The sequence below is a fragment of the Nocardia spongicola genome (assembly GCF_047200775.1).
Taxonomy (GTDB): Bacteria; Actinomycetota; Actinomycetes; order Mycobacteriales; family Mycobacteriaceae; genus Nocardia.
Map to the genome: position 1 here is coordinate 689,152 of NZ_JBJZOO010000001.1, position 15,626 is coordinate 704,777.

At 66.7% G+C, this 15,626-nt stretch carries 17 protein-coding genes; 8 read left to right on the forward strand and 9 right to left on the reverse strand.

What is annotated here, in order from left to right:
- Positions 1-177 precede the first annotated feature (177 nt).
- From ACL02S_RS02935 to ACL02S_RS02950, 4 genes are all read right to left on the reverse strand, one after another.
- The gene (locus ACL02S_RS02935; protein ID WP_412800681.1) at positions 178-1,776 is read right to left on the reverse strand and encodes an amidohydrolase; all 1,599 of its coding nucleotides are present in this window, start codon (positions 1,774-1,776) and stop codon (positions 178-180) included.
- 157 nt (positions 1,777-1,933) lie between these two features.
- Positions 1,934-2,413, reverse strand: coding sequence for an FxsA family protein (locus tag ACL02S_RS02940; RefSeq protein ID WP_412800682.1), 480 nt, complete (start codon positions 2,411-2,413; stop codon positions 1,934-1,936).
- Positions 2,414-2,533: 120 nt separating this feature from the next.
- The gene (locus ACL02S_RS02945) at positions 2,534-3,193 is read right to left on the reverse strand and encodes a response regulator (protein WP_412800683.1); all 660 of its coding nucleotides are present in this window, start codon (positions 3,191-3,193) and stop codon (positions 2,534-2,536) included.
- Positions 3,194-3,332: 139 nt separating this feature from the next.
- Positions 3,333-4,505: a sensor histidine kinase gene (locus ACL02S_RS02950; protein ID WP_412800684.1), complete on the reverse strand. Its 1,173-nt coding sequence runs from the start codon at positions 4,503-4,505 to the stop codon at positions 3,333-3,335.
- Between the two features lie 118 nt (positions 4,506-4,623).
- Here ACL02S_RS02950 and ACL02S_RS02955 point away from each other — a divergent pair, with 118 nt between their 5' ends.
- From ACL02S_RS02955 to ACL02S_RS02965, 3 genes are all read left to right on the forward strand, one after another.
- Positions 4,624-5,391, forward strand: a complete 768-nt coding sequence (locus ACL02S_RS02955) for a TSUP family transporter (RefSeq protein WP_412800685.1) — start codon at positions 4,624-4,626, stop codon at positions 5,389-5,391.
- Between the two features lie 112 nt (positions 5,392-5,503).
- The gene (locus tag ACL02S_RS02960) at positions 5,504-7,033 is read left to right on the forward strand and encodes a TldD/PmbA family protein (RefSeq protein WP_412800686.1); all 1,530 of its coding nucleotides are present in this window, start codon (positions 5,504-5,506) and stop codon (positions 7,031-7,033) included.
- A 68-nt stretch (positions 7,034-7,101) separates the two neighbouring features.
- Entirely contained in the window at positions 7,102-8,418 is a 1,317-nt protein-coding gene (locus tag ACL02S_RS02965; protein WP_412801086.1) for a metallopeptidase TldD-related protein, read from the forward strand.
- A gap of 28 nt (positions 8,419-8,446) precedes the next feature.
- Here ACL02S_RS02965 and ACL02S_RS02970 read toward each other — a convergent pair whose 3' ends face one another.
- Together ACL02S_RS02970 and ACL02S_RS02975 are read right to left on the reverse strand one after the other, a co-directional pair.
- Entirely contained in the window at positions 8,447-8,830 is a 384-nt protein-coding gene (locus ACL02S_RS02970; RefSeq protein ID WP_412800687.1) for a PPOX class F420-dependent oxidoreductase, read from the reverse strand.
- Positions 8,831-8,966: 136 nt separating this feature from the next.
- Entirely contained in the window at positions 8,967-9,515 is a 549-nt protein-coding gene (locus ACL02S_RS02975) for a PadR family transcriptional regulator (protein ID WP_412800688.1), read from the reverse strand.
- 109 nt (positions 9,516-9,624) lie between these two features.
- Here ACL02S_RS02975 and ACL02S_RS02980 point away from each other — a divergent pair, with 109 nt between their 5' ends.
- The gene (locus ACL02S_RS02980) at positions 9,625-10,368 is read left to right on the forward strand and encodes a DUF8817 family protein (RefSeq protein WP_412800689.1); all 744 of its coding nucleotides are present in this window, start codon (positions 9,625-9,627) and stop codon (positions 10,366-10,368) included.
- A gap of 5 nt (positions 10,369-10,373) precedes the next feature.
- Here ACL02S_RS02980 and map read toward each other — a convergent pair whose 3' ends face one another.
- A complete protein-coding gene (gene map, locus ACL02S_RS02985; RefSeq protein WP_412800690.1) occupies positions 10,374-11,141 on the reverse strand; it encodes a type I methionyl aminopeptidase in 768 nt (255 codons plus the stop codon).
- 103 nt (positions 11,142-11,244) lie between these two features.
- Here map and ACL02S_RS02990 point away from each other — a divergent pair, with 103 nt between their 5' ends.
- On the forward strand, positions 11,245-11,508 hold the full coding sequence (locus ACL02S_RS02990) for a helix-turn-helix transcriptional regulator (protein WP_412800691.1): 264 nt from the start codon (positions 11,245-11,247) through the stop codon (positions 11,506-11,508).
- A gap of 66 nt (positions 11,509-11,574) precedes the next feature.
- Entirely contained in the window at positions 11,575-12,264 is a 690-nt protein-coding gene (locus tag ACL02S_RS02995) for a histone deacetylase (RefSeq protein ID WP_412800692.1), read from the forward strand.
- Between the two features lie 70 nt (positions 12,265-12,334).
- Here the strand turns inward: ACL02S_RS02995 and ACL02S_RS03000 are convergent, their stop codons facing one another.
- Positions 12,335-12,745 carry a hypothetical protein gene (locus ACL02S_RS03000; RefSeq protein WP_412800693.1) on the reverse strand — a complete coding sequence of 137 codons (411 nt, stop codon included), beginning with the start codon at positions 12,743-12,745 and terminating at the stop codon, positions 12,335-12,337.
- Between the two features lie 160 nt (positions 12,746-12,905).
- On the opposite strand from ACL02S_RS03000, the gene ACL02S_RS03005 reads away from it, so the two are divergent.
- The gene (locus ACL02S_RS03005; RefSeq protein WP_412800694.1) at positions 12,906-14,015 is read left to right on the forward strand and encodes a glutamate--cysteine ligase 2; all 1,110 of its coding nucleotides are present in this window, start codon (positions 12,906-12,908) and stop codon (positions 14,013-14,015) included.
- A 30-nt stretch (positions 14,016-14,045) separates the two neighbouring features.
- Here ACL02S_RS03005 and ACL02S_RS03010 read toward each other — a convergent pair whose 3' ends face one another.
- A complete protein-coding gene (locus tag ACL02S_RS03010) occupies positions 14,046-14,753 on the reverse strand; it encodes an anti-sigma factor (RefSeq protein ID WP_412800695.1) in 708 nt (235 codons plus the stop codon).
- A gap of 466 nt (positions 14,754-15,219) precedes the next feature.
- Between ACL02S_RS03010 and ACL02S_RS03015 the strand changes: the two genes are divergently transcribed.
- Positions 15,220-15,588, forward strand: a complete 369-nt coding sequence (locus ACL02S_RS03015; RefSeq protein ID WP_412800696.1) for an STAS domain-containing protein — start codon at positions 15,220-15,222, stop codon at positions 15,586-15,588.
- The last annotated feature ends 38 nt before the right edge of the window (positions 15,589-15,626 follow it).

The following is a 15,626-nucleotide window of genomic DNA, read 5'->3' on the forward strand; positions in this document are numbered from 1 at the left end:
CTGTTATCCGCGCGCCCACCATTATCCGCTCACCATCCGCCGCCCGGCCGCTCACCACCGCGGCATACTTCTACAATCGGCCTGCACCGTACCCGGGTACGTGGATGCACCGGACAGCCGCCCGGTACCGCGGGACACCGGCGGGCACATGCTGTCATCGCCCCAGCGCCGCCCTGCTCATGCCGCATAGATCGGCACTCCTCGGTGCACGGTGCGCACGCAGGTCGGCAACGGCGAATCAGGTTCGAGCGCAGGTAATCCGGGAACGCGGGAACGCGGGTCGGTGGACCAGCGCTGGACCGAATCGGCAGCCGCGGCGACGATGAGCTCATCGGCCTCCCAGATCGCGTAGGAGGCGGGAGCACCGGGGACGAGCGTGCCGGCCACACCGTCCCGGATCCCGCCGGCACGCCAAGCGCCTCGGGTCGCCGCGGCGAAGGCGGCGCGCGGCGACACACCGTACCCCGGTGTCCGGTGGGCGGCCGCGGCCCGCACCGCCGCCCATGGCTCCAGCGGGGTGACCGGTGCGTCGGAACCGAGTGCCAGGGAGACACCAGCGGCGGCCATAGTGGCGAACGGATTCAGCCGCGCGGCCCGATCCGCACCGAGCCGCGCGGCGTACATACCGTCCGGCCCACCCCATGCGGCGTCGAACCCCGGTTGCACACTGGCGATCACACCCCAGCGCGCGAGTTTCGCGATGTGCTCGGCATCGATCAGCTCGGCATGTTCGATCCGGTGCCCGAGCGCGGCGACAGCCGGACCACCCAGTTCCGCGACCACACCCTCGATGCCTGCGACGACCGCGTCCATGGCAGCGTCGCCGATCACATGGAAGCCGGCTTGGATGCCTGCCATGGTGCAGGCGCGGATATGATCGGTGATCGCATCGGCGTCGAGATAACTCCGGCCACATCCCGATGCGTCGGCGTAGGGCGCACGCAGCCACGCGGTGTGTGAACCGAACGAGCCGTCGACGAACAGATCACCGCCGAGCGCGTGCACACCGAGTTCTTCGATCAGCGCGCGCGCCTGCTCGGCACTGCGTACCGCTTCGCCCCAGTACGCCCTGACCTCTACCCCGTGGTCGAATTCGAGCAGCTCACGAACATCGACACGCCCCGAGATCTCCGGGCCCGCGCATTCATGCACTGCGACGATGCCGCGCGAGGCCGCGTGCGCCAGCGCGGCGGCGCGCGCCCGATCCCGCTGCTCCGGGGACAGGCCCGCCAGCGCGGCACCGCGCACCATATGGTGCGCGGCTGCGCGCACCGGCTCACCCCGGGTGAATCCGCCGGTCGAGGTCAGCCCGGGGAGCGTGTCCAACAGCGCCGAGGACGCCACAGCGGAGTGACCGTCGACCCGGGAGAGGTATACGTGACGACCACCAGGCACCGCCATATCGATCTCCTCGATCGTTGGCGGCCGCCCTTCCGGCCAGGTGGTCTCGTCCCAGCCCACACCGAGCACGGCGCCGTCCGGGTTCGCCGCGGCGAATTCGCTCAGCAACCGCAGCCCGTGCCCGAGCGATTCGGCAACAGACAGATCCAGTCCGGTCAGCTGCAGCCCGAGAGCCGTGACATGCACATGCGCGTCGACGAACGCTGGCGTGACAAAGGCGCCGTCGAGGTCGATGATCTCCGCGTCCGGATGCATCGCACGCCCTGGTTGCTCAGCACCCAACCAGACCACTGTCCCGTCGGTCACCGCCATGCTCGTGGCGTCGGGCGCACTCGCACTGTAGAACCGGCCACCGGTCAGCAACTGAGTACTCACGAGGCACCAGTCTGCCGTATGCCCGATTCGGTGGTGTGGGTCAGTCACCCACCATGCGTTAGGGCTGTTCCTGCCGCGCGGGCACCGGCAATACCGCTGGGCACCGGTGGGTGCGGTCACCCGCGGTGCGCACACCGAACCGCGGGCTTCGCGTTCGCTATCGCGTGATCGCCCGGTGGGCGCCGCCCTGCCCGTCGTCGTACCACTGCCGGACTACGGTGCCATCGATCACCTCGTCGCCATCGATGACGACACCACGGTAATGCGTTCCGGCGGCGAACCGGCCGAAGCGTCGTGCGGCGAGTGCCGTGACCAGCGGACGTAACAGGAACCGTGTCGGCGGCAGCAACAACAGCAGACCGGCCAGTGAGGTGACCAGCCCTGGCACGAACATCAGCACCGCGCCCACGGCGACCAGAGCGCCATCGGCCACAGCGGTGCCAGGGGTGATCTCGCCGCGCCCGGCACGCCGGAACTGTGCGAACACCCGCCGCCCTTGGGCACCGACCAGCAACAGGCCTGTGGCCGATCCGACGAGCAGAACCACGATGGTCGGCATGACCCCGATCAGCTGGCCGACCGTGACCAGCGCAGCGGCTTCGACGACGACATACAGTACGAACAACAACGCGACCATGGTGATCCTGTGTCCTTCCTTTCGGACGCTCTCTTCGATCAACGTCCGGCGCCCGCGCTTTTCTCCCGAACCTCACGATCGCGACGCCACCCGCTGGTCGCAGCACCGCCAGGCACCGGGTCAGCCGCCGGGGCGAACCAGCCCGGTCTCATAGGCCAAGACGACCGCCTGCACCCGATCGCGCAGACCCAGTTTGGTGAGCACCCGGCCGACGTGCGTCTTGACGGTGGCCTCGGACAGGTACAGCTGCTCGGCGATCTCGGCGTTCGAACGCCCCGCCGCGATGTGCTCGAGCACCTCGCGCTCGCGGGCAGTGAGCGCATCGAGTACTTCCGGGTCGTGGATAGGCGCTCGATCCTCGGCGATAAGACGGTCGAGCAAGCGTTTGGTGACCTTCGGTGACACCACGGCATCACCGGCCGCGACACTGCGGATGGCGGAGACCAGATCTTCCGGCGGGGTGTCCTTCAAGAGGAATCCACTCGCGCCGGCCCGTAATGCCCCGAGCGCATGCTCGTCCATATCGAAAGTCGTCATCACCAGTACCCGGCTGCCGTGCTCGGCTCCCACAATGCGGGCAGTGGCGGTGACCCCGTCGACAACGGGCATCCGCACGTCCATCAGCACGATATCGGGTCGCAGTTCGGCCGCCCGCGTGACCGCGACCGCACCGTTGGCCGCCTCGCCGATCACCTCGATACCTGGATGCGCGCCGAGCACCATCTTCAATCCCATCCGCATGAGTTCCTGGTCATCGACAACGAGAACGGTGATCGGCACGATCTCAATCTAACGCGACAGCGTTGGGTGTCCGCACGCGCCTGCGCACGGCCCACCCGTTCCCGCGCGGCACCTTCCGTACCGAAGCGGAGCCGGCATCACGGTCTCGGTCCACGGGAACGTGCGTCCCCGGCCGAGTTCATTCCATCGGATCGGACTGCAGCGGGATGCTCGCGCGTACCCGCCAGGAGCCATCGGTATCGCGCCCGGCCTCCAGGCTGCCGCCGAGCACAGCGACTCGCTCGCGCATCCCGACCAACCCGAGCCCACTGCCTTTGATTCGAGCAGCTGGTTCGTGGGCCGGGGGCACACCGGTGTCGGTGACATCGATCGACACCGCCGTATCGGTGCGGCGCACCCGCACCCACGCTTTCGGGTGCGGACCGGCGTGGCGCAGGGTATTGGTCAGCGATTCCTGCACGATGCGATGCACGCCGAGACTGACCTCGGGCGCGATATCGTCGAGTTCGCCCGCCAGCTCCAGCTCTACCGCGAGACCGGTACCACGCATCATCTCCACCATCTTGGCCAGTCCCGCGGTGCCGTGCTGTGGCACCTGGTCCGGTGCGTGCTCGGTGCGCAGCAGTGCCACAGTTCTGCGCAGCTCACGCAGTGCCTCGCGGCCGGTGCTCGCGATGGTGCCGAGCGCCTGTTCGGCGGCCTCCGGGTCACGGCGCAGCACGTATTTCGCACCATCGGCCTGCACGATGATGACGCTCACCGCGTGCGCCACCACATCGTGCAGTTCTCGCGCGATCCGGGTGCGCTCGGCCGAGACAGCATCGTGTAAGCGCCGCTCCTTGTTGTAGTCCGCGACCACCAGCCGCGCGGCGACCTCGGCATCGTAGGCGTGCCGCGCACCGATGAATTCCGCGAGTGTCCAGCACAGCGCGTAGAACATGACGGTGAACAGCAACTCGGAGCCGAAGGGCCTGCCGATGGCCATCATCGACAGCGCGACGGTGACCACAAGGCCGAACCCGTACCACGATCCCTCGCGCCGCCCGGTGTAGGCGACCAAGGTGTAGAGCACGATCCCCTGGGACACCAGCGTGATGTGGTCGGCATCGTCATCGGCCAGCGACCCGACCAGTATGGCGGCCAACGCCAGTACCAGGGTGGTTACCGCGACGGCCCGCGGATACACCCTGCGCAATGCGACCGGAAGCGGAAGCAGCACGCCGATGGCCAGATAGGCGAGTTTGTTCTCGGCATCGACTACGCCGATGATCTCGAGCAGGAGCAGCAGGACCGCCAGTGCCGAATCGGCGACCACGGGTTTGTCTCGAAGCCACAAACTGAACCTGCGCACGGATCAACCCTAGGGGCGCGGCCCACGCCACCCCCGCCGGTATGGGCGAGGAGAGTGCGGATGGCACGCATCGATGGCCACGAACAGTGGCCGCTGAGCGGTCTGATTGTCTGACGCGGTGGGAATCGGTGACTGGATGGTGTTGTTGGCCGCGGCGATGGCGGCGGGGTGGGTGGATGCGGTCGTCGGCGGCGGCGGTCTGATCATCTTGCCGACCCTGTTCGTGGTGGCACCCGGTATCGCGCCACCGACGGCGTTGGGCACCAATAAGCTCGCCGCGGTCGCCGGGACCGGTGCCGCGGTGGCGACCTTCGCGCGCAAGGTACCGATGCATTGGCGGATATTGCTCCCAGCCGCGGTACTCGCGGCGGCGGCGGCCGCGCTGGGCGCCGCCGCGGTCTCCCTGATCGACCGCGCGCTGTTCATCCCGATCGTGATGGTGGTGCTGGTCGGCGTCGCCGTGTTCGTCACCCTGCGCCCCTCGATCGGTATGACACTGGCCACTCATCCGCCCACCCGGCGCAAAACCGTTCTTACCGTGGCGTTGGCGGCGGGATTGATCGGCTGCTACGACGGCCTGCTCGGCCCCGGTACCGGCACATTCCTGATCATCACCTTCGCGAGCCTGCTCGGCACCGAATTCGTCAGGGCCGCGGCTATGGCCAAGGTGATCAACTGCGGCTCGAACGTCGGTGCCCTGATCTTCTTCGGCGCGACCGGGCACATCCTCTGGGCACTCGGCGCGGCGATGGCGGTGGCCAATGTCCTCGGCGCGGTGGCCGGTTCCCGGATGGCGCTGCGCAAAGGCGCCGAGTTCGTGCGCATCGTGCTGCTCGTTGTGGTGATCGGGATGGTTATCCGGTTGGGCTGGCAACAGTTCGGCTGATCCGCGCACCGGCGCGAAGCGCGAGCACCGGCTCGGCGCGCGAGATGATGCGCCGGGACCTCCACCCACGGTGCGCTCCCTGAGCGATGCGATACCGGCTAGGTTGGGATGGGTGAGCAACACGACTTCCAGAGATGTGGACGCCGAGTTCCTGGCTCTTCCGCTGGCCGCGCTCGCCGATGCCGCACTCACCGCGGCGACGGCGGCAGGCGTCGAGCACGCCGATATCCGGGTGCACCGGCTGGTCACCCAGTCGATCCGGTTGCGTGACGGCCTGGTCGAGGCCGTCACCGACAGTACCGAACTGGGTTTCGCCGTCCGCGTGATCGTCGATGGCACCTGGGGTTTCGCCTCGCATATCGCGCTCACCCCTGACACCGCCGCCGAGGTGGCCCGCACCGCCGTCACCACCGCCACCAGTTTGCGCGCGCTCAATCGCGAGCGCGTCGAACTGGCCCCAGAACCGCGTTACCAAGGGGTGCGTTGGGTCTCGGACTACGAGATCGACCCGTTCACCATGCCCACCAGCGCGAAAGTCACTCTGCTACAGGACTATTCGGAGCGTTTGTCGCGCGCCACCGGGGTCGACCATGTCACCGCGAGCGTGCTACAGGTCAAGGAGCAGACCTTCTACGCCGACACCGCGGGGTCCTCGATCACCCAGCAGCGAGTCCGGCTGCATCCGAGCCTGGAGGCGATCACGGTCGATACCGCGGCGGGGGTATTCGAGACGATGCGCACTCTGGCCGCACCGGCAGGCCGCGGCTGGGAGTATGTCACCGGCGCCGATGGGACCTGGGACTGGGACCATGAGCTCGCCAGGATCCCGGAATGGCTGGCCGAGAAGGTGCATGCGCCCAGTGTGCAGGCCGGACCGACCGATCTCGTGATCGATCCGACCAATCTGTGGCTGACCATCCACGAATCCATCGGTCACGCCACCGAATACGACCGGGCCATCGGCTACGAATCCGCCTACGCGGGCACCTCGTTCGCCACACCGGATATGTTGGGCACGTTACGTTACGGCACCCCGATCATGCACGTGACCGGCGACCGCACCGAAACACACGGTTTGGCCAGCATCGGCTACGACGACGACGGTGTCGCCGGGCAGCAGTGGGATCTGATCCGGGAGGGTGTTCTGGTCGGCTATCAGCTGGACCGGGTATTCGCACCGCGGCTGGGCCTGGACCGCTCCAACGGCTGCTCCTACGCGGATTCGGCGCACCATGTACCGATCCAGCGCATGGCCAATGTCTCGCTGCGACCCGACCCGGACCGGGATACCAGCACCGCCGAGCTGATCTCCCGGGTGGACGAGGGCATCTACATCGTCGGTGACAAATCGTGGTCGATCGATATGCAGCGCTACAACTTCCAGTTCACCGGGCAACGGTTCTTCCGCATCAGGAACGGTGAACTGGACGGCCAAGTGCGCGATGTCGCCTACCAGGCCACCACCACCGATTTCTGGGGGGCGATGGAAGCGGTCGGCGGACCCTCGACCTGGCGACTCGGCGGTGCGTTCAACTGTGGTAAAGCGCAGCCGGGCCAGGTCGCGGCGGTCAGTCACGGCTGCCCGTCGATCCTGGTGCGTGGCATCAACGTACTCAACACCCGGACGGAGGCAGGCCGGTGAGCGACGATCTGTTCCCCGCGAGCGCGACCGTGGAGCGGGCGCTCGCGCTGTCGAAAGCCGATGAGACGATGGTCGTCGTCCGCGACCAGCACGAGGCGTCGCTGCGCTGGGCAGGCAATTCGATGACCACCAACGGCACGTCGGTATCGCGGAACTGGACAGTGATCTCGATAGTCCGGACAGGACCCACCCTCGCTCGGGTCGGCACGGTCAGCTCGACCAGCGCGGACCCAGCCGATATCGAGGCAGTGGTGCGGGCAAGCGAGCAGGCCGCCCGCACCGCCGAACCAGCACGAGACGCCATGCCCCTGCTCGAACCCGGCGCCGTCGACACCGACTGGGCCGATCGAGCGGGCGAAACCGGCATCGACGTGTTCACCGATCTCGCCCAGGATTTGGCCACCGGCTTCGACAGCGCCGATCGCCTCTACGGTTTCGCACACCATCAGGTGCACACCACCTGGCTGGGCACCTCCACCGGAATCCGCCGACGTTTCGTCGAACCGATCGGTTCGGTGGAGATCAACGGCAAGCGCGGTACCGGCTCTGGTCTCGCCAGCGCCTGGGCAGGCGTAGGAACCGCCGACTTCACCGACGTCGAGGTATCCGCACTGCTCGCCGAGCTGTCCCGGCGACTGGACTGGGCCGAACGCACAGTCGAGCTCCCCGCGGGCCGCTACCACACGCTGTTGCCCCCTTCCGCGGTCGCCGACCTGATGATCTACCTCGCCTGGTCGATGGAAGGCCGGGGCGCGCAGGAAGGGCATACCGCGTTCGCGCGGGCAGGCGGGACCCGCGTCGGCGAACATCTGGGCGATATCCCCCTCACGCTGTACTCGGACCCCTATGCGCCCGGACTGGAATACCGTCCGTTCGTCGCCACGACCGCGTCCTCTGAGGCGATGTCGGTGTTCGACAACGGACTACCCGCCGAGCGGGTCGACTGGGTGCGCGACGGGGCGATCTCCGCGCTGGTGTACCCGCGCGCCACCGCCGCCGAGTTCTCCGCGCCGGTCGCGGTACCAGGAGAGAACCTGCTGTTGACCGGCGGTTCCGGCGCCACCATCGATGAGATGATCGCCAACACCGAACGCGGTCTGCTGCTGACCACCCTGTGGTATATCCGCGAGGTCGATCCGGCGACGCTGCTGCTCACCGGCCTCACCCGCGACGGGGTGTACCTCGTGGAAGACGGGGAGGTCACCGCCGCGGTGAACAACTTCCGGTTCAACGAGAGCCCGCTGGATCTGCTCCGGCGGACCACCGAGGCAGGCGCCACCGAGATCACCCTGCCGCGGGAATGGAAGGACTGGTTCACCCGAACCGCGATGCCGCCCTTACGGATCCCCGACTTCCATATGTCCTCGGTCAGCCAGGCGACCTGACCACGCAACACGCACCGCTGCGCGCGGGTCAGGCCGACAGTGTGAGCTCGATGCCGATGGTGCCCGACTTACCGCGCCGCAGCGTGCTGCCGAGGATGACCAGCGGCCCGGTGAGCCAATACTTGCGCCGCAGCAGTGCGCGCACCCGATCGGTACCCGCGGCGTCCAGGACGCGGCCGGTCCCTTCCACCACGTCCCCGTGCGGCTTACCGGTCGCACTGCACGGCTGCACGGTGACCGCCGGATTACGACGCAACCGTTTGACCTTCCAGCTGTCGGTCACCGTCCATACGTACAGTTTTCCGTTCTCGGTCACCGCCCACACCGGGGTGGCGACCGGAGTCCCGTCCTTACGGAACGTGGTGAGCAGCACATAATCGGCCGCGGCCACAGCTTCCAGCGAATTCGTCATGCGGGCAGCGTATCCCGCGGACACACGCCATAACGCGGCGCCATTCGGCCCGACAAGCGACGTACTGACGATCGTGGGCATCACCGATGGCCGATGTTCCTGCCCGGCCGAACACAAACCGGCGGACAACGCACCTTCAGTCCGGCATCCGATACTCTCCGGCCTCCAGCCGCGACAGCACCCCCTCGGTCCATCTCGACAGATTCTCGAAGACCCCACTCCACAGCTCCAGGAGATCGGTCGCATGCGGCGCCTCATAACGCCCAGGGAAGTTCGGGATCATGGCGAGCAGACTGTCGCGCGTGTCCTCGCTGCGACGACGCTGTTCACGCAACTTCTCGATGACATACGGCCTGGGCAGCGCATCCATAAAAGCGATTCCCGCCCCGAGTTCTTCCATATCGACACTGATCAGCGCGGCATCCATGAGTCTGTGGAATTCGGCCTCGCCGGCTGGCGTGAGTTCGAAGAGCGTACGCCCAGAGCCCCGGTCGCTTTCCTGGGGATCGGACGCGCTCAACTTCCCCTCCTGTGTGAGCTGCCTGAGCGCGTGATAGATCGACCCCGGTTTGACATTTGTCCAGGTCTCGGCGCGCCACGACAGCAGTTCCTTGCGCACCGCATAGCCGTGGGCAGGCTGACGTAAGCGCAGTACACCCAGCACCAACAAGCGCACAGCCGACATGGCGAACTCCTTCCGATCGGAAGCCGCCATGGTAGTCAAGTTTGACTTCTCAACGAGCAGGGCCCTACTCTCTATTAGTCAAATTTGACCAATAGAGAGTAGGGCCCCTATGACCGACATGGCGGTGCCACAGCTGTGGACTGGCGACCTGGCCGGCACGCTGGATTTCTACAAGACACTCGGTTACACAGTGACTTACGAACAGACCCGCCCCTACGTCTACGGCAGCGTGGAAGACCGTGGATGCGCACTACATTTCGTACCGACGCCCAAGAACGTCTCCGTATCTGCCGAACGGACCGGCTGCCTGGTGATGGTCGATGACATCGCGCACAGACACCGAGCATTCACCACGGCGCTGCGCGCCCGCTACGGCAAAGTACCCGCGAAAGGACTGCCACGGATCACTCGCTATCGACCGGGGCAGTCCCGCTTCACCGTGGTCGACCCGGCGGGCAACCAGGTGATCTACATCCAGCGCGACGAACCCATGGAACTGGAGTACGGCGGATCGAAGGAACTGGACGGGCTGGCCAAAGTACTGGACAACGCCGGAATTCTGCGCGATTTCAAAAACGACGACAAGGCAGCCTTCCGAGTTCTCGAGGTCGGTCTCCGGAGATTCCGCACCGAGGCGCCGCGACTGGACCGGGCTCGCGCACTGGCAGCACTCACCGAACTGGCCGTCGCCACTGAAAACCCCGAGCGCGTCGAGCAGTTCCGCGCCGAATTACGCGCGATGACGCTCTCCGCCGTGGAACGAGCTGTCATCGCCGATGAACTGCGTACAGCTGACGACCTCACCGCCTGGCTGTCCGAACATAGGGGACCGGCGGCTTCCCGTCCCGCGTAGCGCGGTCATGCCGCGAGAGTCAGCACCTGCGGGCCCTCCGGCGTGATCGCGATCGTATGTTCGGAGTGCGCGGTGCGTGATCCGTCCGCCGAGCGGAGGGTCCAGCCGTCGGGGTCGGTGACGATGCGGTCGGTTGTGCGCGCGAACCATGGCTCGATGGCGATGGTGAGTCCTGGTCGCAATCGATAGCCGCGCCCGGGACGGCCCTGGTTGGGCACATACGGCTCCTCGTGCATGGTGCGGCCGAGTCCATGACCTCCGAATTCCGTGTTCACCGGGTAGCCGTGTTCCCGCGCGACAGCGGCGATAGCGGCGGAGATATCGCCGATGCGGTTACCGGGTAGCGCGACCGCCACCGCGGCGGCCAGTGCCTGCTCGGTGGCCCGGACCAGCCGCAGATCCTCGGCGGCGGCGACGCCGACCACGACAGTGCAGGCCGAATCCGCGACCCAGCCGTCGACACCGACCGCGAGGTCCATGCTCAGTACATCGCCATCTCGTAGCGCGTAATCGAACGGAAGCCCATGTAGGACCGCGTCGTTCACCGACAGACACACGGTGTTGCGGAACGGTCCGCGCCCGAACGAGGGGGTGTAGTCCCAGTAGCAGGACTGCGCGCCACGTGCGTGAATGCGCTCCCGGACATATGCCTCCAGCTCGAGCAGGTTCACTCCGACCCGAGCCAGCGCCCTGAGCTCGGTGAGCACCTCGGCGACGAAACGCCCCGCCACTCGCATCCGGGCGATCTCCGCGGGGCTCTTCAACTCGACCATCATTCCTCCTGTGCAACGGTATTTAAATACCGGATACCTTACAGGTATTTAAATACCGTCAGGACTGCTTGCCGTATCCGGCTCCCCTCCGTACCGTGAGCACATGGTTCGCCTCCCCTTGACTCCGGCACAGATCGAGGCAGGCCGCCGCCTCGGTGCCGCCCTGCGCACCGCCCGCGCCGACCGCGATCTCACCGAGGTCGCACGAGCGGCGGGCATCTCACCGGAGACATTGCGCAAGATCGAGACCGGTCGCCTGCCCTCCCCCGCCTTCGGCACCGTCGTGGCACTCAGCCGGGTACTGGGGCTCGCGCTCGACGACCTCGCGGATATCTGGCGCTCGGCGGGACTGGCCGCATCGGCTTAGTGACGCAACCGCCGCTGCCGAATCGGTATCAGGCAGGCGCACGACGCAAAGTCGAGAATGAATAGCATGAGGGCTTCGCATATCGACCCGGCTGCCGACTCGGTGCCCCGCCGAACGAACCCGCAGCCATGCCCGGACCTTGTCTGGTATGCCGCCTACGGCTCGAATATGAGCCTGACCAGGCTGCGCACCTACCTTCGCGGCGGCAGACCCGACGGCGGGGCTCTCTCCGTACCCGGCTGTCGCGACAGCACCGACCCGATCCGCTCCGTCCCCCTGCTGCTACCAGGAGTGCTGTACTTCGCCACCGAATCACGCATCTGGTCCGGGGGCCGTGCCTTCTACGATCCTCGGTGTCCCGGTGCGATCGCGGTGCACGCCCATCTGCTCACGACTGCCCAGTTCTCCGATATCGCGGCCCAGGAGATGTACCGCGCTCCCGGCACCTCGCTGGATTTCACCGGAATCACCGGCAGTCGCCCGATGACTCTCGGTCCCGGCCGGTACGAGACCGTGATCTGCGCGGGCTCACACGACGGATACCCCGTGCTGACCTTCACCGCGCCCTGGCGCTATCGCGATCTGCCCGGCAATCCGCCTGCCGCCGCCTATCTGCGGTGTCTGGCGGCAGGACTGCGCGCGGCACACAGGTGGTCCGTCTCGGCTGTCGCCGGCTATCTCGCCACCCGCCCCGGCGCCGATCGCCGATGGAACCCGGATGCCGTCGGCGCGCTGCTACGCGCCGACGGCATCTAGCATCTAGCGCAGGGCTGGTCTCGCCGCGGTACAAGCGTCACCGAGCCTGCCGCGGCGAGCCGGAAAGCGATCAGTCGTCGGCACCACTTTCGCCGTTGTCACCGTTGTCACCGTTATCGCCGTTGTCGTCATCGCCTTCGGCCTCGCGATCATCGTCATCGAGCGAGGTGACGCCGGTGGTGGTGGTCACCATCGGCCACTGCGGCCCGGCGCACAGCGCGGTAACAGTGCTACCTTCCGCGAATCCGCCCCTGCTTTCCCCGCTCCGAGCGAGATCCATCCGTGGACCGGTGGACTCGGCCGGGCCGAGCAGTGCGCAGGTCCAGCTCTCCGAGTCCGGTTGGCCGCTCAGCTCGATGGAACCCTCTTCCTGGGGATCCGCCGACAATACTGGCCCCGCGGCGGCGACCCCTGCCCCGCCTACGGCGAGTATTGCGCTGAAGCCGACTGCCACAGTGCTGCGTAGAGCGATCCGGAACATACGATGCCTCCTTTCGGTATGGCCCCCGCCGTCGGCAGTTTCCGCTGCGCCGCTATTCAAACCCCGGCACCGAACACCGTGATCCGCTGACCGGCGATCACCTGGCAACCTCAGACTCATTCCACCTACCGCCCGGCAGAGGCATGGGTATCCTCACCCCATGGACGATGGCCGCGCGACCGTCGGAGTGGAAGAGGAGTTTCTGCTGGCGGATCCGCGTACCGGTGCACCTTTGGCACGTAATGTCGAAGTAGCTCGCACAGCCGAGGACATCGGCATCGATCTGCAACTGGAGCTGACTCGCTGTCAAGTGGAGGCCAGCACGGCGGTCCATACCGATATCAGCACACTGCATCGGCAACTGCGTGAGCTACGCCGTGGCATCGCCGACTGCGCCGAACGCAACGAAGGGCGCCTGCTCGCCGTGGGGATCCCGCCGACGGTACCGCACGAGTTCCCGGTCACCGATACCCCCCGCTATCAACGTATCGCGGAGAATTTCGGTTTACTCGCTCATGAACAAGGGCTTTCCGGCTGTCACGTGCATATCGGCATCCCTGATTGCGAGACCGCGATCCAAGTGAGCAATTATCTGCGACCTTGGCTTCCGCAACTACTCGCCATGACCGCCAATTCGGCGATCTACCGTGGCGCCGAGACCGGGTTCGCCAGTTGGCGCAGCATCCTGTGGCGGCGCTGGCCCAGCGCCGGACCGCCGCCGTACTTCGAATCGGCGCGCGACTACGAAGCCATGGTCGCGATGATGCTCAACAGCGGCAGCATCCTGGACAAGCAGATGGTCTACTGGGATGTCCGCCCATCCATCTCGTTCCCGACCGTCGAGGTGCGGGTCAGCGATATCCCGGCAACTGTCGAGGAAACCGCGCTGCTGGCGGCATTGGTGCGCGCGATCGTCATGATGGCGCGAAAATCCTTGGCCGACGGACACCCCCCGCCCGCGGTACCGGCTGAGGTGCTCAGGGCCGCGTACTGGAAAGCGGCCCGCTCGGGACTGGCAGGCGACGGTGTCGACCCACACGACGGGGAGGTGGCACCCATCCGCACCCTGCTGCACCGGCTGATCGACCATGTCGCACCCGCCCTCGACGCGGCGGGCGACCGCCAATTCGTCGAAGAGGCGTTCGCCCGCCTGCTCGCCCGCGGTAACGGTGCGCGCAGACAAGTCGCGGCCTTCCAGGTACGTGGCGAGGTCGGTGATGTCGTCGCCGAAGTAGCACGCGCGACCCTGGAAGGGTGCGATCGAGTGTGACCACGGTCCTGCTCGGAGTCGTCGGCCGGATCAACCGAGAGCCAGCATGGCGAGGCTCACCGACGTCGGGCGCGGCGAGCCGCCCTCTGGTTCGATCGTCACGCTGAAGATATCCGCCGGATCGAACCGAGCCGACACTCCTGCCTGCGGCACCGCCGTCAGCAACCCCGCCGAACGCACGGTCCCCTCAGCGGACACCATCCAGAGTTGGTAGGCCTGTCCCGGTGGCGGCGCTGGTACTGCGTCGAAGGTCACCGCGACCACTCCGAGCCGTCCCGAAGTGTTGACCGTCACCGTGCCGCCGACCGGCAGTTCGAGTACCCGAGACCGGGAATCCGATTGCACAAGCACCTGTTCGGCCGTGACCGCCTCAGTACGATATTCGGTGATCCGTCCGGCGATCAGCACGGCGAGCATCCCCATACCGGCGATGAGCACAGCGATCAGCCGAGCCAGCAAGGACGGCCGGGCGGGGCGACTACCGTCACCGGAGCCGTGAGTCGCCTGAAGAATCTTCGACTCCAACGCCTGCGGCGGAGCCACCGCATCGATCTCGCTCAACGCGGCCAGCATCTCCCTGCCCCCGCGTACCGCGGTGGTGAATTCGGTTACGGTGGCGGAATCGGCCTTCGCTACCCGGTTTTCGATATGACGACGCTCGATCTCGGAGACCGCGTCCATCGCATAGGGATACGCCAACGCGAGCAGGTCCGCTCGCGACTGTTCGGTCTCGGTCATGATCGGCCACCTCCGGACACAGTGCCCTGGTGCGGTGCTTGCGCGGTGACCATCCCGGCCTGCCTCGAGCAAGGCACGCGCCCACCTATCGAGGTCCGCGGCCGGGCCGAAGGCACTCCAGGAACCGGACCGCAGTCGTTCGGACTCACATCGAGGCGTCGGCTCACCCGCTTCGCGCACACCCACATGACTTGATTTCGCGGTGCACCGCCGCCCGGATTGGGTTCCGCGCGATATTCGATGCGATTCCCTTGGCCGCCCACCCCGCTCACACGTCCCGCCGGTGACCGGGCGGACGAGACGGGCGCCCCCGCTCGGTAGCACCGCACCGTGTCTGCCCAGGGACAGGATGCGGTAAGTTGACCGACGGAATGCTCGTTTTCTGCACGACAACGGCAGAAGTACGCGACATGCGGCAGAGCCGACGCAGTGTATTGCCGGGGTCACGCGGCAGGAGAGGTTGGTTGTGAGTTCCGAGAGCGTGCCCAAGGCGCTGGAGATTCACCTGAGCTCGGCAGCAGGCGCGGTGATCGTTACCGTGCACGGTGAAATAGATATGGCTTCCGCTCCGTCTTTACAGTCCGCGCTGGACGAGGCGCTGCGCGCGGCTTCCCCCGCGATCGTGGTGGATATGTCGGATGTCGGATTCCTCGGCTCCGCCGGTCTGAGCGTCCTGCTGGCCGCCTCGGAAGCCACCGGTACGGGTGGGCTGCGGGTGGTGCCGAGCGATGCTGCGCGCAGGCCGATCGAGGTGACCGCGCTGGACCGTTTGCTCATGGTATTCGACACCGTGGCGGACGCGCTGGCCGCCGACGAGACACCCTCGCCGAGCTGAGCTCGGCAGCGGCGTATACACCCCTTGCGGTTTCGGCT